This window comes from Bradyrhizobium sp. SOJA106 (genome assembly GCF_059448745.1).
The window spans coordinates 5505715-5528812 of record NZ_CM182549.1 but is presented as its reverse complement, the minus strand read 5'-3'; the positions used below and the strand labels follow the sequence as shown (position 1 = coordinate 5528812).

Annotated in this window: 18 protein-coding genes; 7 read left to right on the top strand and 11 right to left on the bottom strand. The window is 64.4% G+C overall.

Features of this window, described 5'->3' with window-relative positions; all coding sequences use genetic code 11:
- The first annotated feature begins 193 nt into the window (after positions 1-193).
- Positions 194-802, top strand: coding sequence for a 2-hydroxychromene-2-carboxylate isomerase (locus AC5V87_RS26010; RefSeq protein ID WP_495371943.1), 609 nt, complete (start codon positions 194-196; stop codon positions 800-802).
- Complete coding sequence (locus tag AC5V87_RS26005) at positions 802-1779, top strand: NADPH:quinone oxidoreductase family protein (protein WP_495368121.1); 978 nt, start codon at positions 802-804, stop codon at positions 1777-1779. The genes AC5V87_RS26010 and AC5V87_RS26005 overlap by 1 nt, the downstream gene beginning before the upstream one ends.
- Before the next feature lie 137 nt (positions 1780-1916).
- Here AC5V87_RS26005 and AC5V87_RS26000 read toward each other — a convergent pair whose 3' ends face one another.
- The 8 genes from AC5V87_RS26000 to AC5V87_RS25965 form a co-directional block, all read right to left on the bottom strand.
- The gene (locus AC5V87_RS26000; RefSeq protein WP_495368120.1) at positions 1917-2807 is read right to left on the bottom strand and encodes a crotonase/enoyl-CoA hydratase family protein; all 891 of its coding nucleotides are present in this window, start codon (positions 2805-2807) and stop codon (positions 1917-1919) included.
- Positions 2808-2947: 140 nt separating this feature from the next.
- On the bottom strand, positions 2948-4366 hold the full coding sequence (locus AC5V87_RS25995) for an amidase (RefSeq protein ID WP_456837741.1): 1419 nt from the start codon (positions 4364-4366) through the stop codon (positions 2948-2950).
- Between the two features lie 2 nt (positions 4367-4368).
- Positions 4369-5532 (bottom strand): M20 aminoacylase family protein, encoded by a 1164-nt coding sequence (locus tag AC5V87_RS25990; protein WP_495368119.1) that lies wholly within the window; start codon positions 5530-5532, stop codon positions 4369-4371.
- 14 nt (positions 5533-5546) lie between these two features.
- A complete protein-coding gene (locus tag AC5V87_RS25985; protein ID WP_495368118.1) occupies positions 5547-7052 on the bottom strand; it encodes a M81 family metallopeptidase in 1506 nt (501 codons plus the stop codon).
- A gap of 203 nt (positions 7053-7255) precedes the next feature.
- Positions 7256-8905, bottom strand: coding sequence for an ABC transporter ATP-binding protein (locus AC5V87_RS25980; protein ID WP_495368117.1), 1650 nt, complete (start codon positions 8903-8905; stop codon positions 7256-7258).
- 106 nt (positions 8906-9011) lie between these two features.
- Positions 9012-9902, bottom strand: a complete 891-nt coding sequence (locus tag AC5V87_RS25975; protein WP_495368116.1) for an ABC transporter permease — start codon at positions 9900-9902, stop codon at positions 9012-9014.
- A gap of 17 nt (positions 9903-9919) precedes the next feature.
- Complete coding sequence (locus AC5V87_RS25970) at positions 9920-10861, bottom strand: ABC transporter permease (protein WP_456837746.1); 942 nt, start codon at positions 10859-10861, stop codon at positions 9920-9922.
- A gap of 141 nt (positions 10862-11002) precedes the next feature.
- Positions 11003-12133: a M20/M25/M40 family metallo-hydrolase gene (locus AC5V87_RS25965; protein WP_456837747.1), complete on the bottom strand. Its 1131-nt coding sequence runs from the start codon at positions 12131-12133 to the stop codon at positions 11003-11005.
- Positions 12134-12402: 269 nt separating this feature from the next.
- Between AC5V87_RS25965 and AC5V87_RS25960 the strand changes: the two genes are divergently transcribed.
- Positions 12403-14013, top strand: a complete 1611-nt coding sequence (locus AC5V87_RS25960; protein WP_456837748.1) for an ABC transporter substrate-binding protein — start codon at positions 12403-12405, stop codon at positions 14011-14013.
- 311 nt (positions 14014-14324) lie between these two features.
- Here AC5V87_RS25960 and AC5V87_RS25955 read toward each other — a convergent pair whose 3' ends face one another.
- Positions 14325-15278: an ABC transporter substrate-binding protein gene (locus AC5V87_RS25955; RefSeq protein WP_495368115.1), complete on the bottom strand. Its 954-nt coding sequence runs from the start codon at positions 15276-15278 to the stop codon at positions 14325-14327.
- A gap of 239 nt (positions 15279-15517) precedes the next feature.
- Here AC5V87_RS25955 and AC5V87_RS25950 point away from each other — a divergent pair, with 239 nt between their 5' ends.
- Together AC5V87_RS25950 and AC5V87_RS25945 are read left to right on the top strand one after the other, a co-directional pair.
- Positions 15518-16687, top strand: a complete 1170-nt coding sequence (locus tag AC5V87_RS25950) for a lactonase family protein (protein ID WP_456837750.1) — start codon at positions 15518-15520, stop codon at positions 16685-16687.
- 298 nt (positions 16688-16985) lie between these two features.
- Positions 16986-18581 carry a glycosyltransferase family 39 protein gene (locus tag AC5V87_RS25945; protein WP_495371942.1) on the top strand — a complete coding sequence of 532 codons (1596 nt, stop codon included), beginning with the start codon at positions 16986-16988 and terminating at the stop codon, positions 18579-18581.
- A 197-nt stretch (positions 18582-18778) separates the two neighbouring features.
- Here the strand turns inward: AC5V87_RS25945 and AC5V87_RS25940 are convergent, their stop codons facing one another.
- Together AC5V87_RS25940 and AC5V87_RS25935 are read right to left on the bottom strand one after the other, a co-directional pair.
- Complete coding sequence (locus tag AC5V87_RS25940) at positions 18779-20029, bottom strand: multidrug effflux MFS transporter (RefSeq protein ID WP_495368114.1); 1251 nt, start codon at positions 20027-20029, stop codon at positions 18779-18781.
- A 109-nt stretch (positions 20030-20138) separates the two neighbouring features.
- Positions 20139-20726, bottom strand: coding sequence for a TetR/AcrR family transcriptional regulator (locus AC5V87_RS25935; RefSeq protein WP_495368113.1), 588 nt, complete (start codon positions 20724-20726; stop codon positions 20139-20141).
- Positions 20727-20811: 85 nt separating this feature from the next.
- Between AC5V87_RS25935 and AC5V87_RS25930 the strand changes: the two genes are divergently transcribed.
- Together AC5V87_RS25930 and AC5V87_RS25925 are read left to right on the top strand one after the other, a co-directional pair.
- Entirely contained in the window at positions 20812-21591 is a 780-nt protein-coding gene (locus AC5V87_RS25930; RefSeq protein WP_495368112.1) for a crotonase/enoyl-CoA hydratase family protein, read from the top strand.
- A 178-nt stretch (positions 21592-21769) separates the two neighbouring features.
- On the top strand, positions 21770-23098 hold the full coding sequence (locus AC5V87_RS25925; protein WP_495368111.1) for a hypothetical protein: 1329 nt from the start codon (positions 21770-21772) through the stop codon (positions 23096-23098).

Sequence of the window (23098 nt, the reverse complement as noted above, 5' to 3'; positions counted from 1 at the left end):
TGTCTTAACGTCGCGGTACAGAACGACGAAAGTCGGCCGCAGGTCCAGGCGGGAAAGAAATGGGCCTCCGCTCTCTCCACGTCGTTGCGAGGAGCCCTTGCGACGAAGCGATCCAGAGTGCTTGGGAAAAGTCCGGATTGCTTCGCTCGCAATGACGGCGGAGAGAGCGAGTCAAATGACAAAGGAAAACGCCATGATCGAATTCTTCTTCGATTGCTCCAGCCCCTGGACCTATCTCGCGTTCCACAACATCCAACCGCTGGCAAAGGAGCTTGGCGCGGAGATCGTCTGGCGGCCGATCCTGGTCGGCGGCATCTTCAACACGGTCAATCCGAGCGTCTACGCACAGCGCGAGAAGCCGGTGCCGCTGAAGGCACGCTACATGAAGAAGGACCTCGCCGACTGGGCGCGCTCGGCGGGGCTCGCCATCAAGATGCCGCCGACGGTATTTCCCGTGAACAGCGTCAAGGCAATGCGCGGCTGTATCTGGTTGGCTGCGGACATGGTGCCGTTCGCGACCGCCGTGTTCGAGACCTATTGGGGCGAGGACAAGGACATCTCGCAGGACGTGGTGCTCGCCGGGATCTGTAAGAAAATCGGCATCGACGAGCAGAAGTTTTTCGCGGGCATTTCAGAGCAGGTCATCAAGGACCAGCTCAAGGCCAATACCGAGGAGGTCGTGGCGCGCGGCGGTTTCGGCTCGCCGACGATCTTCGTGAACAAGACCGACATGTATTTCGGCAACGACCGCCTGCCGCTGATCCGCGAGGCGCTTCTGCGCACCAAGGCGAGCGCGGCCTGATGGTACGGGCCGTCGTCTGCCGCGCGCTCGGCGCGCCCGAGACCCTGCGGCTCGAGGAGTTTCCCTCGCGCGCCCTGAAGCCGGGCGAAGTCCGTGTCGCGATCCGTGCCGCCGGGCTGAATTTCCCTGATGTGCTGATGGCAGCCGGCGAATACCAGCTCAAGCCGGAGCTGCCGTTCACGCCGGGCATGGAGGCCGCCGGCGACGTGACCGAGGTCGGTGCGGAGGTGAGCGGTGTTGCCGTCGGCGACAAGGTCATCGTCAAGATGCGACACGGTGCGTTCACGAATGAGGCAGTGGTTATGCCTTCACAGCTCACGCCGGTGCCGTCGACGTTCGACTATGCGGAGGCCGCGACCTATCTCGCCGGCCACGGTACCGCCTATCACGCACTGATCGATCGCGGCCGAGTCGAACCCGGCGAGGTCCTGCTGGTGCATGGCGCCGGCGGTGGTGTCGGGCTCGCGGCGGTCGAAATCGGCAAGATGTTGGGCGCAACCGTGATCGCGACGGCCTCGAGCGACGAGAAGCTTGCGATCGCGAAATCGCGCGGAGCCGATCATCTGGTGCGCTACGATCGCGAGCCGTTCCGCGATGCCGTCAAGCGCATCACCGACGGCCGCGGCGCCGACGTGGTGTTCGATCCCGTCGGCGGTGAGGTCTTCGAGAATTCGATGCGCTGCATCGCCTGGGGCGCTCGGCTCTTGGTGGTCGGTTTCACCGGCGGCATCGGCTCGGCCAGGACCAATCTGCTGCTGATCAAGGGCGCCAGCGTGCTCGGCGTGCGCGCCGGCGAAGCGGTGCGGAAAAATCCCGCGCTGGGCGAGGTGCGGCTGAAGGCGCTCTTGCGATGGGCGGAGGAGGGCAAGCTGCGCCCGAACGTCTCGCACCGCCTGCCGCTGGAGGATTGCGCGAAGGCGATGCGGCTCCTGATCGACCGCAAGGCGATCGGACGCGTGGCGCTGGTGATGGAGTGAGGTCGTCATGCCCCCGCCTTCGCGGGTGATGACGGTGCCGTAGGGTGGGCAAAGCGAAGCGTGCCCACGATTTGGTTTTGGTTACTGACAGATGGTGGGCAGGGCGCAAGAGCGCCTTTGCCCACCCTACGAGAGCGCTATTTGTACTCCCGCTCCGTCCACCACGGGAAATAATCCGGCATGTCGCTCGACACCTTGTTCTTGAACTGCGCCGGCCGCTTCTCCAGGAACGACACCACGCCTTCCTTGACGTCGTCCGAGCGGCCGCGAGCGTAGATGCCGCGGCTGTCGACCTTGTGGGCCTCCATCGGATCGTCGGCACCCATCATGCGCCACATCATCTGACGGATCAGCGCCACCGACACGGGTGCGGTCTTCGCCACGAACTCCTTCGCGAGAGCGCGCGCAGTCGGCAGCAGATCATCGGGGGCCACGACCTTGCTGACGAGGCGGCCGGCGAGGGCCTCCTGCGCCGGGAAGACGCGGCCCGAATAGCACCATTCCAGCGCCTGCGAAATGCCGACGATGCGCGGCAGGAACCAGCTCGATGCGGCCTCCGGTACGATGCCGCGCTGGGAGAACACGAAGCCGAACCGTGCGGCATCCGAGGCGATGCGGATGTCCATTGCGAGCTGCATGGTGACGCCGATGCCGACGGCGGGGCCGTTCACCGCGGCGATCACGGGCTTGAGGCATTTGAAGATGCGCAAGGTCACTTGGCCGCCGCCATCGCGCACCTGCGGATCGCTGTAGTCGACCTTGCCGTCGGCGAAGCGCTTCACCGGCCCGCGCCGCGCATCGCGATCGAATGTGTCCGCACCAGAGGAGAGGTCCGCGCCTGCGCAGAAGGCGCGGCCGGCGCCGGTGACGATGATGGCGCGGACATTGTCGTCCTTGTCGGCGGCGTCGAAGGCGTCGATCAGCTCTGCCTGCATCTGCGCGTTGAAGGCGTTGAGCTTGTCGGGCCGGTTCAGCGTGATGGTGAGGATCTGCTCGGCGACCTCGTATTTGATCGTCTCATACGCCATGGGTGGTTTCCTTCCCTTGTCATTCTTGAATCAATTCTGTCATTGCCGGGCTTGACCCGGCAATCCATCTTTTTTGAAGAGGATGGATGCGCGGGTCGAGCCCGCGCATGACGATTTGTGCTGAGACGCTAGATGCGCGTTTACCGCGCCGGCGGTTTCGGCCAGGGCCGCTGCGCGCCGCGCAGGCCTTCAAATGCCTTGGCCATGCCGAGCACGCCGATATCGTCGAAGCGGCGGCCGACGATCTGCACGCCGATGGGAAAGCCCTTGGCGTCGAAACCACCGTTGATCGAGACCGCGGGGTTCTCCGACATATTCCACGGCACGGTATAGGCGATGTGCTCGAACGGCTTCATGGGATCATTGATCGGTGAGGCCCATTCCGCCGGAAAGTTCACGTTCGGCGCGGTCGGCGAGATCACGTAGTCGAGCTCGCAGAACAGTTTTGACGCCGCCGCGCGGATCGCCATGGTCTGGTTGAAGCCGCGGATGACGTCGACGCCCGAGAGCTTCGCGCCGGACTCGCCCCATTTGAAAATATAGGGCAGCACCCTTGCCTGCTCGGCCGGCGTCAGCTTGGACAGATCGTCCCACATCCGCGCGCGCCAGAAATTGTCGAGGCCGTCGAGCATCTCGCGGGTGAGGATCCCGTCGACTTCGGCCACGACCGCGCCTGCCGACTCGAACGCCTTCGCCGCCTTCACCACGACCTCGCGCACCGGCTTTTCCAGCGCCAGGCCACAGCCGGGATCGAGCATCAGGCCAATGCGCAGCTTGCGCGGCGATTTCTCCAGCCCTTTCCAATTCAATGGCTCGGCGGGCAGGCTCATGCCGTCGCGGCGGTCGGGCTTTGCGATCACGCTCATCATCAGCGCGCAATCATCGACCGTGCGGGTCATCGGGCCGGCGACGCGGCCGACATAGGTGGGATCGATCGGCACGCGGCCAAAGCTCGGTTTCAGGCCGACAAGGCCACACCAAGCGGCGGGCAGGCGTACCGAACCGCCAATGTCGGTGCCGAGATGCAACGGACCATAGCCGGCCGCCGCCGCCGCGCCTGCGCCCGCGCTGGAGCCGCCGGGATTCTTGGAGAGGTCCCAAGGATTGCGCGCGAGCGCATGGAAAGAGGAAAGCCCCGAGGACAGCATGCCGTAATCGGGCATCGTGGTTTTTGCGAAGATCACCGCGCCTGCTTCGCGCAGCCGCGCGGCGGGCGGGGCGTCCTTCTCGGCCGGCACCAGCTTGACGCTGGCAGCACCCAGTGGCACCGGCACGCCCTTGGTGGCGATGTTGTCTTTCACCGTGACAGGCACGCCGTCGAGCGGGCCTGACGGTTCACCGCCGGTCCAGCGCGCGGTCGAAGCCCTGGCGGCCTCGCGCGCGCCGTCGGGATCGAATGCATAGAGCGCCTTCAGGTGCGGCTCCCACGCAGCGACATGCGCGAGCACGTCCTCCAGCACCTCGCTTGGCGAGAATTGCTTTGCGCGATAGCCCGCGATCAGGTCGACCGCAGAAAGATCGTGCAGCGAGGTGACGGCTTCGTCGACGCTCTTGTGCATTGCTAGCTCACCGGCATGCGTGTTTCGATGATCCGGGCGAACATGCTGGCGCCGATCGGCAGGATCTTGTCGTCGAGCACGAAGCCGGGATTGTGCACCGGCACCGAGCCGTCATGGCCGACCCAGAAATAGGCGCCGGGAATGGTCTGCAGCATGTCGGCGAAATCCTCGCTGCCCATCTTCGGCTGCGCGCGGGTGATCACGTTGGCGGGATCGACGACAGTGCGCGCGACCTCCTCGACCACCTTGGACTGCTCGACCTGATTGACCAGCACGCCGAAGGTGTCGCGGATGTCGGCCTCGATCTCGCACTGATACGCGGCCGCGATGCCGGCGCAGATCGTGCGGATGCGTTCGGCGATCAGGGCGCGGACTTCGTTCGAGAAGGTCCGGATGGTGCCGCACAGATGCGCATCGCCCGGAATGACGTTATAGGCCGAGCCGGCATGGATTTGCGTGATCGAGATGACGGCGGCCTGCAGCGGCTCGACATTGCGGCTGACGATGGTCTGGATCGCCTGCGCCAGCGTAGTGGCGATGATCACCGCGTCCTTGGAGCGCTCGGGCATCGCGCCATGCGCGCCATAGCCGGTGATGCGGAGGTCGAAAAAGTCGGCGCCGGCCATGGCCGGACCGGGGAGGATCGCGATCTCGCCATGGTTGAGGTCGGGCGCGTTGTGCAGGCCGTAGAGCTCGTCGCACGGAAACTTCTCGAACAGTCCGTCCTTGATCATCGCGCGGGCGCCGCCGAGGCCTTCCTCGGCCGGCTGGAAGATCAGATGCACGGTGCCGTCGAACTTCCGGGTCTCGGCCAGATAGCGCGCGGTGCCGAGCAGAATGGTGGTGTGGCCGTCATGGCCGCAGCCGTGGAAGCGGCCGGGGATCTTCGAGCTCCATTTCAGATTGGTGTTCTCTTCCATCGGCAGCGCGTCCATGTCGGCGCGCAGGCCGATGCGCTTGCTGCCCGTCCCCTTGCCCTTGATGACGCCGATGACGCCGGTGCCGCCGAGACCGCGATGCACCTCGATGCCCCAGCTCTTCAGCTTGTCGGCAACGATGCCGGACGTGCGCACTTCCTCGAAGCCGATCTCGGGATGGGCATGGAGGTCGCGCCTGATAGTGGTGAGTTCGTCGGCATAGCCGTCGATGCGGTCGATCGTGGGCATGGGTTCCTGTCCGGTTAGCGTGAAGGAGGATTGAAGACGGGGCCGTTCGGCTTGATTCGGATGCCCGGCCTCAGCCGCGTCCAGGGTAGCGACGCGGTGTCGGCCGGCATGGCGCCGGGCGCGGCGCAGATCATCAGCTTTTCCGCGATCGGCTCGAAGTCGGCACGGAAATGCACCGAGCTCTTGTTGACCAAAATCTTCTCTTGCGTCGGCTCGATGCCGACATAGCGGTACATCGCCTGGTCTGCGAGCTGTGCTTTGTGCGAACTTACGACGACGCGGACGTCGCCGATGCGCAAAGCTGCGGACGGACCCATCTCCATCTCGCGGCCGCCATAATAGGGACCGGGCGCGATGAAGCGGCCGTCGGAGAGTTGTTCGACGACGAAGGTCTCGCGATAGGGCTCGTCGCCGGGAATGCCGGACTTGCCGCCGAGCGCCAGAGTGACGGTGGCGCCGACACCGGCCGCATGCGCAGCCCTGGCCGATTCCGGATCGTAGATCGCGCCGGTCGCGGCGCTCGCCTTGTTGCGCACCAGCGCGCGCAGCATGCCCGTGGTGTCGGAATCGCCGCCGGCGCCGGGATTGTCCTGGGTGTCGGCGATGATGATCGGCTTGCTCGCGGTCCTCGAGAGCTCCATGGCGTGGCGCACGCCGTCGTCGGGCGTCCAGATCTTGCCGTCGAAATCGTCCTCGTGGCTTTCGATCAGCTTGACGATGGCATCCGCGGCACGGTCGGCGTCCGCTTGCGTCCTGCCATAGGCGAACACGCTCGGCCCGCAGTCGCGGAAGTCGGCGGCGGGGAAGCCGGGCGCGAAGGAGAGGGTGGGAACCGCGTCGTTCTCCAGCGCGGCAAGCTTCTCGTAGATGCCCTTGGTCGGCTGGTCATTGGTGCACTGCCAGCTGATCGGGATCAGGAACGGCAGTTGCCGGAACGCCTTGGCAAAACGCTGCCTCGTCTTCAGAAGCAGCGCGAGATGGCGCGCGGCGGCGCGGCCGGTGTCGGCCATGTCGACATGGGGATAGGTGCGGTAGGCGATCAGCGCGTCCGCGTGCTCGATCATCTCCGGTGTGACGTTGGCGTGCAGGTCGAGGGTTGCGACCAGCGGAACATCCTTGCCGATGACGCGGCGCACGCGCGCCAAAATCTCGCCTTCGCCGTCGTCGAGATGCTCGGTCACCATCGCGCCGTGCAGGTCGAGATAGACCGCGTCGATCGGGCCGGCGGCCGCAATGCCGTCGATCATCACCTTCACGATGCGCTCGAAGGCATCCTCCGTGACATGCGCCGACGGGCTCGCGCCGCAGGCAATGGTCGGAATGAGTTCCCAGCCATTGGCCTCAGTGCTGTCGGCGAATCCGGCGAGACCGACATTGATGCGCCGCATCACCTTGAGCACGTCGGCGCCCACAGTCATCGCCGGCCAGCCTCCGCCATGCTGGAAGTCGGCGAACGTCGCCTTGGTCGGGGCGAAGGTGTTGGTCTCGTGCAGGAAGCCGCCGACGGCGATACGTGTCATTGATTCAGGTCCAGTGGATCAAGAAGACGCGACGTTAGCCTCGGCCTTGCGAGGAGAGCAAGGCGCGAAGCAATCGCGCCGCGCATAGGGTCAAGCTGTTTTGGGAATGCTGCGGATGCGGTAGTTTGTGAGTGGCGGCGCATCCAAACTCTCAGTGTCGTCCCTGCGAAGGCGCACGCCCCGGGACGACGCCGTGAGTGTTGCTACACCGCGGCCCCCACGCCCTCCGCCACCGGCCGGAAGTTCGCAAAATCCCAGTTGCGGCCCGGTGCCGCATCCAGCAGCGCCCTGGTGTAGGCCTCCTTCGGATGCGTCAGCACTTCGGCGGCGGGGCCCTGTTCGACCACGCGGCCGTGCTGCATCACCACGACCTCGTCGCAGATTTGCGCTGCGACGCGCAAATCGTGGGTGATGAACAGGATCGCGATACCGAGCCGCTTCTGGATCTCGTCGAGCAGTTCCAGCACCTGCGCCTGCACGGAGACGTCGAGCGCGGAGACCGCTTCGTCCGCGACCAGCACGTCCGGATCGAGCGCGAGCGCGCGCGCAATGGCGATGCGCTGGCGCTGGCCGCCGGAGAACTGGTGCGGATAGCGCGACACCGCATCGGCGGGCAGGCCGACCAGCTCGAGCAATTCGCGCGCCCGCTTCATCGCATCAAGGTGCGAGACGCCGTAATTGATCGGCCCCTCCGCGATGCTCTCGCCGACGGTGACGCGCGGGTTGAGCGAGCGGTAGGGATCCTGGAACACGATCTGGATCTTCTGCCGGTGCGGCTGGAGCAGGCGGCGCGAGATGTCCGAGATCTCGCGGCCGGCGAGGCGCACGCCGCCGGAGGTCGGATCGATCAGGCGCACGATGCAGCGCGCCACGGTCGACTTGCCCGAGCCGCTCTCGCCGACGATACCGAGCGTGCGGCCCTTGCGCAGCGTCAGCGTCACCCTGTCGGCGGCGACGACATCGCGGCCTTTGCCGATGAAGGCGCGCTCCTTGTATATCTTGCTGAGCTCGTTGGTCTCCAGCACGACAGGCTCGCGGCTCTCCTCGCGCGGCGACCGTGGCACCAGGCTCGGCACCGACGCCAGCAGGTTGCGGGTGTAGTCCATCGATGGATTGCGCAGCACGGTCTCGAGCGGGCCGGTCTCGACCAGCCGGCCCTGCCGCATCACCGCGACGCGGTCGGCAATCTCGGCGACCACGCCCATGTCGTGGGTGATGAACAGCACGGCGGTGCCATGATCGCGCTGGAGGTCGCGGATCAACGTCAAGATCTGCTTCTGCGTGGTGACGTCGAGCGCGGTGGTCGGCTCGTCGGCAATCAGCAGCTTCGGCTCCAGCACGAGGGCCATCGCGATCATGATGCGCTGGCGCTGGCCGCCGGAGAGGCGATGCGGGTAGGAGGCGAAGATGCGCTCGACCTGGGGCAGGCGCACCTGCTCCATCATGTCGAGGATGCGCTTCTTGCGTGCTTTCGCATCGAGATCGGTGTGCGCGCGCAACACCTCGTCGATCTGGCGGCCGACCGGCACGACCGGATTGAGCGCCGTCATCGGCTCCTGGAAGATCATCGCCATTTGCGTCGCACGCAGCTGGCGCAGGCGGCGGTCGGTCGCGGTGAGCAACTCCTCGCCGACCAGCTTGATGCTGCCGGAGGTCGGCACCAGCGTGCCCTTGGGCAAGAGGCCCATGGTGGTGAGCGAGGTCACCGACTTGCCCGAGCCGCTTTCGCCGACGAGGCACAGTGTCTCGCGCTGGCGCACCTGGATCGAGATGCCGTCGATGATCTTCGCGCCGCCCGGCTTCTTGCCGACAGAGACGACGAGGTTGTTGATGTCGAGGACGGGATTGGTCATGCAAGGTCTCCACCGTCGTTCCGGGGCGCGCGGGAGCGCGAACCCGGAACCTCGAGATTCCGGGTTCGGCTCTGCGAGCCGCCCCGGAATGACGGACTAAATGGGATCACTTTCCGCCCTCCCGCTGCTTCATGCGGGGATCGAGCGCGTCGCGCGCGGCGTCGCCGATCAGGTTGATGCTGAGGATGGCGATCGAGAGCAAAAGGCCCGGCCAGAAGATCAGCGACGCCTTGATCTGGAAGTACTGGCGGCCCTCGGCCATGATGTTGCCCCAGGTCGGCGTCTCCGGCGAGATGCCGGCGCCGAGGAAGGACAGGATGGCCTCCGTCAGGATCGCCGACGCGCAGACATAGGTGCCCTGGACGATCAGCGGTGCGATCGTGTTCGGCATCAGATGGCGCCACATGATCTTCGGCAGCGACGAGCCGACCGAGATCGCAGCTTCCACATAGGGCTCCTCGCGCGCCGACAGCACGACCGAGCGCACCAGGCGCGCCACGCGCGGAATTTCGGGAATGGTGATCGCGACCAGCACGGTCCAGATGCTGGCGCCGGACAGCGACACCACGGCGATCGCGAGCAGGATGCTCGGCATCGCCATCAGGCCGTCCATGATGCGCATCATGACGGCGTCCACCAGCTTGAAGAAGCCGGAGACGAGGCCGATCATGAGGCCGATGGCGATCGAGAGGATCGCCGAGCCGATGCCGATCAGCAGCGAGACGCGGCCGCCATAGATGACGCGCGACAACAGGTCACGGCCATAGGCGTCGGTGCCGAGCAGGTACTGCGCCGAGGACGGCTTCAGCCGCTGCGAGGGCGCAAGCTGGATCGGGTCGTGCGGCGCGATCAGCGGCGCCACGATCGAGATCAGCACGATCAGCGCGAGCAGTACCGTGGCAGCCGCGATGATCGGCGTCGAGGTGAGGAATCCGAACCGCGGCCGCAACGGCGAGGTGACCGGAATGGAGGACCGGGGCAGGCTATCGATAGACATTGTTGTTATCCTTAGCCCTAGTACCGGATCCGGGGATCGAGCAGCGTGTAGGCAACGTCGATCAGGAGGTTGACGACGACATAGATCAGCGACGTCAGGAGGATCATCGCCTGGATCACCGGATAGTCGCGCGCCAGCACCGCATCGACAGTGAGGCGGCCGATGCCGGGGATGTTGAACACGCTCTCGGTGACGACGACGCCGGAGATCAAGAGCGCAAAGCCGGTGCCGATCACGGTGATCACGGGCACGGCGGCGTTGCGCAGCGCGTGCCGCATCATCACGGCGACCTCGTTGATGCCCTTCGCGCGTGCCGTGCGGACGTAGTCCTCGCCGAGCACGTCGAGCATCGCGGCCCGCGTCATGCGCGCGATCAGCGCGATGTAGATGAAGGAGAGGGCGCAGGTCGGCAGGATGATGCGCTCGAAGAACGGCCCAAAACCGTTCGTAATGCTGCGGAAGCCCTGCACCGGCACCCAGCGCAGGTCGATGGCGAAAATCTCGATCAGGATGTAGCCGACCACGAACACCGGCACCGAGAAGCCGAGCACGGACAGGCCCATCACGAAACGGTCGATCCAGGTGCCGTGCTTCCACGCCGCGATCACCCCTAAGGGAACTGCGACGATGACGGCGAGGATGATGGTCGACAGCGCGATCGAGATCGACGGCTCGACGCGCTGGCCGATCATCTTCATCACCGGCAGGTTGGAGATCAGCGATGTGCCGAGGTCGCCGTGCAAGAGCTTGTTCACCCAGGTGATGAACTGCACGATCAGCGGCTCGTTGAGGCCGAGCGAGGCGCGAATGCGCTCCAGCCGTTCCGGCGTCGCGTTGTCGCCGGCGAGAATCGCGGCGGGATCGCCCGGGGTGAGGCGGAGCAGGAGGAACACGAACAGCGCCACGACGCCCATCACGGGCACGGCGGCGAAAATTCGGCGAACGAGATATCCCAGCAAGTTGGATCCGTCAGATTAGAGTCAATTGCGGCAGGGCCTTCGGCAGGTTGCCATCAGCCTAACATTTCAGCAATTCCCGTGCCATCCGGGCCCGGTTCCTAGGTGATCGTCAAGCCCCGGCCATGACGGGCGCGCGGTGCATCACTCCAGCGTCGCCAGCAGCCCCGCCATCAGCCGGCCGCGTTCGGCCAGGCTCTCGACCTCGATATACTCCTCCAGCGTGTGGGCGTTGCCGCCACGCACGCCCAGGCCGTCGAGCGTCGGAATCCCCATGGCGCCGGTGAAGTTGCCGTCGGAGCCGCCGCCGGCGCTCGCATGTGGCAGCTCGGCGCCGAGCGATTTGGCAATGCCGCGAGCCTTTTCATAGAGCGCCATAGTACCGGCATCCGGTTCCCACACCGGACGCGTCACGCCGCGCGTAACCTTGAAGGTCACATCGTTCGTGGTGCCCGACAGCGCCAGCATCCTTTCGACGCCGTGATCGAGATCGGCCTGGCGTTTGGCCATGGAGAGTGCTTCGCCGGTCGCCGTCGTGGCAACGCAATTGACCCATTGCCCGCCATGCACGACCCCGACCGAAAAGGTGCAATCCTCCGTCGTCATCGCGTCGATGGCGAGGATCTGCCGCGCCATCTCGCGGATCGCCGAGCGTCCCGCCGACAACGTCGCGCCAGCATGGCTCGGCCGGCCCGTCGCCTCGAGATTGAATCGTGCGATGGCGTAACGTCCGGTGGTGACGCCGTTGTCGGCGCGGCCGGGCTCGGGCACCAGCACATATTTGTTGCGCGAGGCCTCCGCCTCGATGATGTCTCGCGTCGAGGGCGTGCCGACTTCCTCGTCCGGCGTGAACAGCACGGTGATCGGCAGCGGTGTGGTGAAGGCGGCGCGCGCCAGCTGCCGGATCGCTTCCAGCGTAAGATAGTTGCCGCCCTTCATGTCGTAGATGCCGGGGCCGTAGCATTTGTTGCCCTCGCGCCGCCATTTCAGCTTCTCGATGGTGCCGATCGGATGGACCGTATCCATGTGGCCGGCGATCAAGATACCGGGCTCGCCCTGCTTCGGGTGCGGGAAGCGCGCGCGGACGACGCCGCCAAAGCCCTGGCGGCCGGCGATGCGTTCGATCGTCGCACCCATGATCGCCATATCTCGCGCTGCGATATCGAGCATGCGGTTCACCGCGTTCGCGTCCCAGGTCGGACTTTCGCACTCCACCCAGGTGCGCAGGCCCGCGAGCATGGCCTCGGAATCGAAAGGAAGATTGGCTGGATTCATCTCAATGTCTCACAGGCTTCGAAAGATGGAACGCGCATTGCATCGGTGTAGCGGGACGAGCGGAGAGAGTTGTAGAGCCAAACCGATCCTTGTGGAGCCCGTGCGCGCGCCGCCAGGGCTTGCAATGAAACCGGATTGACGCGCTCAAGACTGTCTGCAAGTCTCGAAAAGATAAAGGCATTGCATGAGGTTGGGTTCGCCCAAAGAACGGACCGGATGCTCAACCAATAACCTGCCTTTGAACAGTTTCACGTCAGGAGAAACTTTCCATGTTCCACTTCATGCGCCGGGGGTCTCGCGCGTTCGCCTCCAAACTCGCGCTGTCGGTCGTCGCGCTTTCGGTCGGCCTGGCGTCGCCAGTGCTTGCGGCCGGCAAGACCATCACTGCGGTGATGCATTCGGATCTGCGCATCACCGATCCGATCTTCACTACGGCCTATATCACACGCGACCATGGCTACATGGTCTACGACACGCTGGTGGCCACCGATTCGAACTTCAAGGTCCAGCCGCAGATGGCGGACTGGAAGGTCTCCGACGACAAGCTCACTTACACCTTCACCTTGCGCGACGGCCTGAAGTGGCATGACGGCGCGGCAGTGACGGCGGAAGACTGCGTCGCTTCGCTCAAGCGCTGGGCCGCGGTCGACGGCATGGGCCAGAAGCTGATGGACTTCACCGCGAGCCTCGAGGCGACCGATGCCAAGACCATCACGCTGAAGCTGAAGGAGCCCTACGGCCTCGTGCTGGACTCGATCGGAAAGCCGTCCTCGCGCGTCGCCTTCATGATGCCCAAGCGTCTCGCCGAGACGCCGCCGGACAAGCAGATCCCCGAGCAGATCGGCTCCGGCCCCTTCAAGTTCGTGCAGTCGGAATTCCAGCCGGGCGTGAAGGCGGTCTACGTCAAGAACGCCGACTACGTGCCGCGCAAGGAGCCGTCGAGCTGGACCTCGGGCGGCAAGGTGGTGAAGGTCGACCGCGTCGAGTGGATCACCATGCCGGACTCGCAGACGGCGGTGAACGCGCTGCAGTCGGGCGATATCGATTTCATGGAAAATCTGCCCTACGACATGCTGCCGGTGCTGGAGGCGAACAACGAGCTGAAGATCGAGGTCTCCAACAAGTTCGGCTTCCAGACGCTCGGGCGGATGAACTTCCTCTATCCGCCGTTCGATAACGTCAAGGTGCGCCGCGCTGCCTTCCTGGCGATGAACCAGAAGGACGTGCTCGACGCGCTGATCGGCAACGCCAAATACCAGAAGGTCTGCGGCGCGTTCTTCGTCTGCGACACGCCGCTTGCGACCGACGTCGGCGCCGAGACCCTGATCAAGGGCAACGGCATGGCGGAAGCCAAGAAGGCGCTCGCCGAATCCGGCTATGACGGCACGCCCGTGGTGATCATGGCGCCCGGCGACGTCACCACGCTGAAGGCGCAGCCGATCGTGGCGGCCCAGCTCCTGCGCGAAGCCGGCTTCAAGGTGGACCTGCAGGCGACCGACTGGCAGACGGTGGTGAGCCGCCGCGCCAGCCAGAAGCCGCCGAAGGAAGGCGGCTGGAACATGTTCTTCACCAACTGGGTCGCGGCCGACGTGTCGAACCCCATCGCCAATCTCTCGATCGGCGGCCAGGGCAAGAAGGGCGGCTGGTTCGGCTGGGCGGAAGACGCGAAGATCGAGCAGCTCAAGGACGCCTTCGTCCGCGCCGCCTCGGTCGACGAGCAGAAGAAGATCGCGACCGAGATCCAGAAGGAAGCCTATGACCAGGTGATCTATATCCCGCTCGGTCAATATCTGCTGCCGAGCGGCTGGCGCAAGTCGCTGACCGGCGTGCTCGATGGCCCCGCAACTCCGGTGTTCTGGAACATCGACAAGTCCGAGTGAGGCGAGGACGCGTTACCACGCCGTCATCCAGATCGTCGCGCGGCGCCGCTGTCACCAGCGGCGCCGCTCGTCAGCAGAACTTGCCGGCGGAACGTCCCAGAGAACTTCCCAAGCGAGCCTCCCAAGAAAACTTCCCTTCGGTCGTGGCGCTTTCGGCACTGGCCTCGCCAGCTCTTGCCGCAGGCAAGACCGTCACCGTGGAATATGAGCAAGTCTGACTATTGGGCGCTCCACATGTCGCTCATCCCACAACAGCGGCACAGGCAGCAGACATCGTCAAAGGTTGCGATGCGTCAAGAGGCGACACCATCTTATTCGATCACCTCGTCAGTACGTGTCAGCACCGAGGGAGGTACGATGAGGTCGAGCGACTTCGCAATTTTCAAGTTCAAGGCAAACTCAAATGACGTCGGCCGCTCGATCGGAATGTCACTGGCCGCGATGCCGCGAAATATCTGAGCAATCTGGTCGGCCATGCGCTTTCGCAGTTCTACGCGGTTAGGCCCATACCCAATTAGACACCCCATGCGCGCCATTTCCGCCCATTCGCACACCGTTGGGAGTCGAGCTTCCAGTGCAAGACCCGCCAACTGCCTGCCATCCCGCAAAAATTGCGGAAGCGCGCTGATTATCAATGCCTCAGCACCTTGAGCCCGCATCGCCGCAAAGGCAGCCGGATATTCGCTTGGTGCGGCGACCGGAAATACTAGCACTTCAATACCAAGCTCCGCCGCCGCCTTTCTCACGATCTCACTCGCTCGGCTCAAGGCTGGAGTCAGCGCCGCAATCCGCCGGCGATTAGGCACTGCTTCGAGCAGAATGGAAAGCCGCTTTGCTTCTAGCTCGTCCGCCGCGATCACGACGCCAGTGACATTGCTTCCCGGCCGCGCGTAACTCGCGGCGAGGCCAAGTACGACCGGGTCGTTACCGAAAGCGACGACCGGCACAGTACGTGTTGCTGCGGCAGCAGGCTTTAATGCGGTACCGATGGCGACGATTGCGTCTGGCTGACCGGCGAGCAATTCACGCATTAGCGCCGGCATCGAATCCAATTCGCCGACACGCGCATCGAAAATCAGGTTGCGGCCTTCAACGAAGCCATGCCTTGCAAGTTCTGGCAAAGTTATCTGGCGGGTCAGCGCTTCGGTTTCCGATGTGGCCGCAAGATGCCCGAGGCGGTACATGCGGCTCGCCTTCTGAGCGTGGGTCGCCAGCGGCAATGCTGTCGTAGCCACCAAACCAGCAATGAACTGCCGTCGTCGCATGGCCTCCCTCAAACAGTTGGCGGTAAGGTTGCACAGAGGACATCGCATTTCAGCAGAAATCTTCGGGAGTCGCTGATGTCCGCATCGGGTCGGAGACGCAGCCCCCACAAAACTAGGCGATAAACTCCGCTTGTCGGCCACGAGCAGACGAGAGACCTCTAGCGAACGAATGTTCCGCAGCGTAAGCTGCCAACACCAGCCCTCCAGAGGCTGGACAAAAATTTAGGGAGAACGCGAAGATGTCCCGTAACAATGCCATAGGATTATTTTTTGCGGCCGCCATGCTGCTTAGCACGAGCTTTAGCACTGGGCACACGAAGCCATTTATGATCGTGGGACTTGATGAGAAGCTTCTGTGGGACGAAAGCGGCAAGCCCGTTCTCTCTGCACCCGGCAAGGATCAGGTTCTCATCATCGATCTCGCCGCTCCCGAAACCCCCAAGATCGTTGCTGCCCTGCCGCTGAAGAACTCCGTGGTCGGACCGCCCGTCAACGTCGCGATCGATCCCAGCGGAACGATGGCGCTGGTCGCCGACTCCGTCGATGTCGTCAAGGACGGAGAGGTGCTGAAACAGGTGCTCGACAATAAGATCTACGTCGTAGATTTGCAGGCCGATCCGCCCAAGCTGGCCGCGACGCTCACTGGCGGGAAGCAGCCATCCGGGCTCAGCTTCAGTCCAGATGGCAAGATGGCGCTCGTCGCTAATCGCGGAGACAATTCGATTAGCGTCCTATCCGTGAATGGCACTGACGTGAAGATCACGGATACCGTTGCGATGCCCGACAGTCCGTCGCACGTGACGTTCACCCCGGATGGCAAGAGAGCCCTGGTCGCCCGCTTCCCTGCTCACAAGATATCAATGCTGGACATCGCAGGCGACAAGGTGACGTACAACAAGATTGACTTGCCGGCCGGCCAGTGGCCCTACAATGTTGCGGCCGCACCCGGCGGGAAAATCGCCCTGACTTCGGACAACGGCAACGCAGGTGCCTCCGATGGAAGCGTGGATACCACGAGTGTCATCGACCTGGAGGCCAATCCGCCGCGCATCATTGATCGCGTGGTGGTGGGCGACGGTCCGGAGGGGCTTGCAATCAGTCCCAAGGGCGATGTCGCGGTTGCCGTGATTCTGCGTGGCTCCAACATGAAGAACGCATACTTCTACGAAAAGAACGGCAGCATCACCGTGCTGAAGATTGACGGAAAGAAAGTGACCAAGCTCCAAGATATCGAAGTCGGTGGGTTGCCGGAGGCTGCGGTATTCACTCCTGACGGCAAATACCTTCTCGTCGGCAACTATCTGACACAGGACTTCTCGATACTGAAGGTAGATGGCACGAACGTATCGGATACGGGCAAGCGCTTCCAGGTGCCGGGGCATCCCGCCTCGGCCAGGATGGGGCCGTAGCGCTGGGACCAATTGTCGAGCGCTGAGAAGTCGAGGGCCCGCTTCAAATCGGGCCTTCATTCTGCGCCCTGGGACAAACCCGACGAGCAAAGGGTGCATCTCGCATCTTCCGTTCCGAATGTCGAGCGACGTTGCTGTCATCAACGGTGCCGTTTTACTTGGTCAAGTCTGTGTCAGCTTTTAACCCTTTCAGTTTCCAATCATTGCTATTTGTTTCTGTTTTGAAATAGATGTGTGCAGCTGACATATCACTTTCCTTCATTCGAATCCGGTGCCGATCGATTTTGCATTCCAGGCGATGGCCGAACGGTCCGATCGCGCGCCGGCGCGATGGCGCCGGCCGTTCCTGCGCTGGCTCGACGCTGTCGAGACAGGCTGGGCCGTGCCGCTTCTCATTGCGTGCTTCGTTGCGATCTGGACGCTCTATCTTGCCATCGCCTATGCCGGCAGTGGCCTGCATCCCGACACGCTCGAGGCCTGGACGGTGGGCCGGAGTTTCGCCTTCGGCTATCACAAGCATCCGCCGCTGATGGGCTGGGTTGCCGCGAGCTGGACCTCGGTCTTTCCGCTGAGCGACTGGTCACTGCAATTGATGGCGATGGCCAATGCGGGGCTCGCGCTGTTCTGCGTCGATCTGGTCGCGCGGCAGTTCGTGACCGGGCACAAGCGCATCCTGGTGCTGCTGCTGTTGATGCTGACGCCGGCCTATCAATTCCACGCGCAGCGCTTCAATGCCAATTCGGTGCTGCTCGCGATCTGGCCGCTCGCGACCTGGTGCTTCCTGCGTGCGTTCGAGACGCGCACCGCGCCGTGGGCGTTGGCCACGGGATGCACGACAGCGCTGGCGATGGTCGGCAAATATTATTCGATCTTCCTGGTCGCGAGTTTCGCGTTTGCCGCGCTCGCTCATCCGGCACGGCGCGCTTATTTCACCTCGGCTTCGCCCTGGATATCGGCGGTGACCGGGCTCGCCGTGCTGTCGCCGCACATCTACTGGCTCGCGACGACGGGCGCCTCGACCTTCACCTATGCGCTGGCCCACGCCAACGGCAATGCCGCAAGCTCGCTCATTGAAGTGAAAAACTTCGTGTTGGGCCTGGCGGCGGCCATGGGCGCATCGGCCGTGCTCTGGGTGTTGATCGCGGGGACGCGGCTCAAGCAGTTTCCGGCCGACTTCGCGGCCATGAGTCCGGGCCTGCGGCTTCTCTTCTACGTCGCGATCAGCATGATCGTGCTGCCGGTGCTGACGTCGCTCGCGATGGGAACGGATCTGCCCTCGCTATGGGCGCTGCAGGGCTTGTTCCTTTTCGTCGTGCTCATCGTCTGCGGCGCGCGCTATCCGATCGAGCGCTTCTACACCGTCAATGTCACGGTGATCGTCATCGGCGTTGCGCTTGCTGCCGTCCTCGTCGCCGCGCCGATCCACGCCGTCTATCGCAACAATCACGGATACGAAGAGGGGCGGAATTTCTATGCGCCGGCGGCAAACGAGCTGACGCGGCAATGGCGCGAGCTGACCGGCGAGCCGTTGAGTGCGGTGAGCGGCGACGATTCCCTGGCCTTTGCCACTGCGTTCTACAGCGCCGACCATCCCCGTTACGCGCGGCCGTTCGAGTATCAATACAAATGGGGCCTTCCGCGCAAGGCGACACTCGACCGCGGCTGGGCTGCGCTGTGCTTCAGTGACCAGGACTATTGCAACAGCTGGATGGAATCGGTGTCGGGGCGAGCCGGGCACTTCGTCCGGCGCGAGTTCACCGTGCAGGCGACGCTGTGGGGCAGGCCCGGCGTGACGCGGGATGTCGTGGTGCTGATGGTGCCGCCGCGCGACCACAGCGCGGCGCCCGAGAGTGCGGTCGATGAGTTCGGTGCGAGCAGGCGTTCGGCGCCCTAAGCTTCAGCAGTGACTGTCGCGCACCTGCTCGAGGCCCTCGCTCGCGAAGGGCGGAGCGGATGCCGTCCGATCGGCGTTCGGCGCTGATTGCTTCGCCGCCTGCGCATCCTGGTCGGCACGGTCTTCGCGATGTTTTGGTTCCATTGAGCAGCCTTTCGAATTGCTGCAGGACAACATCGAGTCCGCCGGGAAGTTCCTCAACCGATGGGACGATGATGCGGCCGAAACAGCCGTCCCTTTTCCGCCACCAGCACGATCGCGAGCGCGGCGAGCGTCGATAGGAAGAAGCCGATCGAGAACGGCAGCAGCGTGCCGTCGAAGCTCTGGCCGATCGCCATGCCGACAACGATGCCGATCAGGGTCGTGATCGAGCCGTAGAGCGAGGAGGCGGTGCCGGCGATGCGGCCCTGCGGCTCCATCGCGAGCGCAGTGAAGTTGGCGACCATCATGCCGAACGAGAACATCATCAGGGCCGAGAGCACCATGAACAGGGAGAGCGGCAGCACGCCGAGACTTTCCGTCAGCAGCATGACGCCGGCCACCGCGGCATAGAGGCTCAGCGCGCCGTGCGAGATCACGCGCATGCCGAGCCGTCCGACCAGCTGCGAATTGAGGAAGCCGGCGACCGCCGTGCCGGCCGCGATCGCGGCGAAGGCGAGCGGGAAGTAATGGCCGAGGTGGTAGACGCCGGTGAACACCTGTTGGGCGCAGAACACATAGGCGAACAGCGCGCCGATGACGCTGCCGGCGGCGGTGGCATAGCCGATGGTCTGGCGATTGGTGACGGTCTGCCGGAACGCCGAGAGCACGTCGGCCGGCGCCAGCGATCGGCGCTCAGACTCAGGGAGGGTTTCGGGCAGCCGCAGCACGCACCATGCGAGCGCGAGCAAGCCGTAGAGCATCAGCACGACGAAGATGCCGCGCCACGCCGTCACCAGCAGCACCGCCTGTCCGAACGAGGGCGCGATCACGGGCACCGCGATGAACACCATCATGGCCAGCGACATCACGCTGGCCATGCGGCGGCCGACATAGCAGTCGCGCACGATCGAGGTCGCGATCACGCGCGTTGCCGAGGTGCCGAGCCCTTGCAGCGCGCGCGCCAGCAACAGCGTCTCGAACGAGGGCGCGGCGACCGCGAGCACGCTCGCCACCGCATAGACCGCCATGCCGCCGAGCAGCACCGGGCGGCGGCCGAAGCGGTCCGACAACGGCCCCATCACGAACTGGCCCGCGCCGAAGCCGATCAGGAAGGTCGACAGCACGAGCTGGAGATGATTGGCGACGGGAATCTGGAAGGCTGCCCCGATATTGGGCAGCGCCGGCAGCATCATGTCCATCGCAAGCGGATTCAGCGCCATGATGGACGCGATCACGATGACGAATTCGGGAAAACCCATGGGGCGGTGTCCGGAGGACACCCAATCGTCGGCATTGACGTCGGACAAGCAGCTCACCTCTGAAAATCAGAGGCTGTTCTAGTGGTTATGTTGCGATGCACAACCCATGTTTCGGGATGGCTGGCAGGCGGAGGCGGACAAGACTTGGTGATCGGCCTCAGGCGCGACCCGTCTTCCGAGCCGCCTCGACCAGGCTGAGGGCCAATTGCCCGGCGGTCTCGACATAGGCGAGATCGCGGTGGATCAGCATCACGGTGGTGGCGCCATCGAGCAGGATCAGGAGCTGGCGTGCGAGCGCCGCCGCGCCGGGGACGCCGTGCTGCATCAGCTCCGCCTCAAGCCAGGCTTCGAAGCGCTTCTTGTGCTCAGCGCCGGCCTTGACCGCCGGATGGGCCGGCGTGTTGGCGAGCTCGGCGATGGTGCGCAGGAAGCCGCAGCCGCGCCAGCGCGGTGTGTCGACGGAGCGCCCGAGCTTTGTGAAGAGGCCGCGGACCTTGTCGGCCACGGTGCCGTCGGTCTCGGCAAACCAGCGCTTGTAGAGCTCCAGCGTCGGCTGGTCCCTGGCGGCGATGGTCGCGGCGACGAGCTCGTCCTTGCTGGTGAAGTGATAGTAGAGCGTCTTCTTGGTGACGCCGGCCTTTTCGGCCACGGCGTCCATGCTCACCGCGCGGATGCCCTCGCCATAGAACAGGCGCGTCGCCGCAGTGACGATCTGCTCGCGTGTGCTGTCACCCTTTTCGGACATGCGCCATGTATACTGCCTAGTGAGTATACACGACAAGGCCGCTGTGGCTGACTTCCAGACCTGTTCGACCTGGAAGGAGCGGCACTTGTCCGACTTGATACTCTGCGAAACGCGCGGCGCCGTCGCGCTGCTGACGTTGAACCGTCCGAGCAAGCTCAATGCGCTGAGCTACGCGCTGATCGACCGCCTGATGTCGATCCTCGACCGCATCGAGGACGATGCGAATATCCGCGGCGTCATCCTGACCGGCGCGGGCGAGCGCGCCTTCTCGGCCGGCGCCGACATCGCCGAGTTCTCGCAGAGCGTGAAATGCGGGCCGGATGCGGCGGTAAAGGCGTTCGTGCGGCGCGGGCAGGGGATGACGGCGCGCATGGAGGCGTTTCCGAAGCCGATCATCGCCGCCGTCAACGGTCTCGCCTTCGGCGGCGGCTGCGAGATCACGGAAGCCGTGCACCTCGCCGTTGCCAGCGAGCGGGCGAGTTTCGCCAAGCCCGAGATCGCCATCGGCATTACGCCGACCTTCGGCGGCACGCAGCGCCTGCCGCGGCTCGCGGGCCGCAAGCGCGCGATGGAATATCTTTTGACCGGCGATTCCTTTTCCCCACAGCGAGCCCAGGAGATGGGATTGGTCAACCGCATCGTGCCGCATGAGCAGTTGCTGGACGCAGCTTTCGCACTGGCGGACCGCGTCACGCGGCACTCGCATCTTGCGGTCGCCCGTATCATCACGGCCACGACGCGGGGCCTCAATAGCTCGATCTCGGAAGGCCTCGCCATCGAGAGCGAGCAGTTCGCCCGCATGGCGGCAACGCGGGACACCCGCGAGGCGCTGGACGCCTGGCTCGCCGCCCGCGCGCCGCGGTAGATGCCGCCGGTTCGGCCGGTTCCGTGCGATCCGGATTGCAGGCTGGCAACCAGGGATTCACCATAACAGCGAGGGTCACGCATCGGAGAGATGAATCGGCAACCCATCCTGTCCATTGTGACCGGATGGGTGCCCTTGCTGGCGCCAGCAGAATTCTCGCCGTACAAGGTACCCGATTGTGTCCGATCTCACCGGTGCAGCACGATGGTTGGAACCCGCGGCCGATACGGCCGCGCGGCGGAACGTCTGGCTGGCCTGCCTGATCGCGCTGACCGCGCTACTGGTGTTCGGCAATCTCGCCAACGACGCCGTGCAGGAGATGAAGTATGGCTGGGACGTTCGCGTCAATTGCGCCGCAGTCGATGCGTATGCCAGCGGGCTTGATCCTTATTTCGTCAAGAATCTGAAAGGCACCAAGCTCTCTTACCCCTATTTGCCTGTGACGCTGGACGTGTTCCGTCCCCTGTGCGGCGGCGGCTTCCTCGTCAGTCACTACAGAGCCATCCTGCCGGTCCTCGCCGTGCTGTGCGGGCTGCTCTTGCCCGGCCTTGGCCGAACACGGTCGCGCGCGCGCGATGTCGCGCTCAGGGTGCTTTGCGCGCTCGGCGGGTTCATCGGTTTCGAATGGGTGGAGGCGTCGGGCAATTTCGCGATCCTGAGCGGCCTCTTCACGGCGATCGCGCTGCTGCTTCTGTTGCCGCCGCCTGCGCCCGGAGCGTCCAATGATCCGAGTTATCGGCTGCGGCTCGCCGGCGCTGCGCTGCTCGGCCTCGTGACCTCGTTCAAGCTGGTGTTCTTCCCGGTGCTGGCCGCACTCTACTTCCTTCCGCTGCCGCGCGGCCGCAAGCTGACGCTGATCGCGGTGGCGACGTTGTCCTTCGCACTGCCGATCCTGATCTCGCGCTTGTCGTATCCCGATCTGTTCGCAAGCTGGCAGCTCGCGATGGCCGGAAAGATTCCCGCCCAGCACTTCGTCGATCTGTTCGAGATCAATCCCTCGCTGCTGCTGCTGGCGCATGATCTCATCGACGCCGCCGGCCTCGGTGACAGCAGGCCGGCGATGTTCGCGGCCTATGCGTTGGCAGTTTCCGCGCTCGTGCTCGGCCCGTTCGCCCAGTCCGTCCTGCGCGCGGTCACGCGCCAGCCGGCAGGGGAAGGGGAATCGCTTCCGAAGCGGCTCGACCGCTGGCTGATGGATCATCCGCGCGCGGCGATGCGCCTCACCGTGTTTGCGATGTTTGCGCTCTATCTCAGCTCGCCGCGGCTCAAGGAATATGCCTTTTTCGAGCTCGCGATCTATGCCGCGATCCTCGTCGTGGACCTTCCCGCCATGGCGCTCGCAGCCTTCCTCGCCGTCGGCCTTGTCTTTCCGGCGCTGATTTCGATCCTGGGGATGGCGTTCGAGGGCAGCTTCATCCTGCTCATCATCGGCCTGATCTGCTTCTGGATCCTGCTGCTCGACTTCCGCGCCGAGCCGGTGCGGCTCGAGACGAAACGCGCAGACTGA

Coding starts and splice junctions, on each gene's coding strand:
- AC5V87_RS26005 (WP_495368121.1), top strand. CDS start 802: ATGGTACGGGCCGTCGTCTGCCGCGCGCTCGGCGCGCCCGAGACCCTG.
- AC5V87_RS26010 (WP_495371943.1), top strand. CDS start 194: ATGATCGAATTCTTCTTCGATTGCTCCAGCCCCTGGACCTATCTCGCG.
- AC5V87_RS25975 (WP_495368116.1), bottom strand. CDS start 9,902: ATGTCTATCGATAGCCTGCCCCGGTCCTCCATTCCGGTCACCTCGCCG.
- AC5V87_RS25945 (WP_495371942.1), top strand. CDS start 16,986: ATGGCCGAACGGTCCGATCGCGCGCCGGCGCGATGGCGCCGGCCGTTC.
- AC5V87_RS25960 (WP_456837748.1), top strand. CDS start 12,403: ATGTTCCACTTCATGCGCCGGGGGTCTCGCGCGTTCGCCTCCAAACTC.
- AC5V87_RS25980 (WP_495368117.1), bottom strand. CDS start 8,905: ATGACCAATCCCGTCCTCGACATCAACAACCTCGTCGTCTCTGTCGGC.
- AC5V87_RS25990 (WP_495368119.1), bottom strand. CDS start 5,532: ATGCCCACGATCGACCGCATCGACGGCTATGCCGACGAACTCACCACT.
- AC5V87_RS25965 (WP_456837747.1), bottom strand. CDS start 12,133: ATGAATCCAGCCAATCTTCCTTTCGATTCCGAGGCCATGCTCGCGGGC.
- AC5V87_RS25995 (WP_456837741.1), bottom strand. CDS start 4,366: ATGCACAAGAGCGTCGACGAAGCCGTCACCTCGCTGCACGATCTTTCT.
- AC5V87_RS25955 (WP_495368115.1), bottom strand. CDS start 15,278: ATGCGACGACGGCAGTTCATTGCTGGTTTGGTGGCTACGACAGCATTG.
- AC5V87_RS25985 (WP_495368118.1), bottom strand. CDS start 7,052: ATGACACGTATCGCCGTCGGCGGCTTCCTGCACGAGACCAACACCTTC.
- AC5V87_RS25950 (WP_456837750.1), top strand. CDS start 15,518: ATGTCCCGTAACAATGCCATAGGATTATTTTTTGCGGCCGCCATGCTG.
- AC5V87_RS26000 (WP_495368120.1), bottom strand. CDS start 2,807: ATGGCGTATGAGACGATCAAATACGAGGTCGCCGAGCAGATCCTCACC.
- AC5V87_RS25935 (WP_495368113.1), bottom strand. CDS start 20,726: ATGTCCGAAAAGGGTGACAGCACACGCGAGCAGATCGTCACTGCGGCG.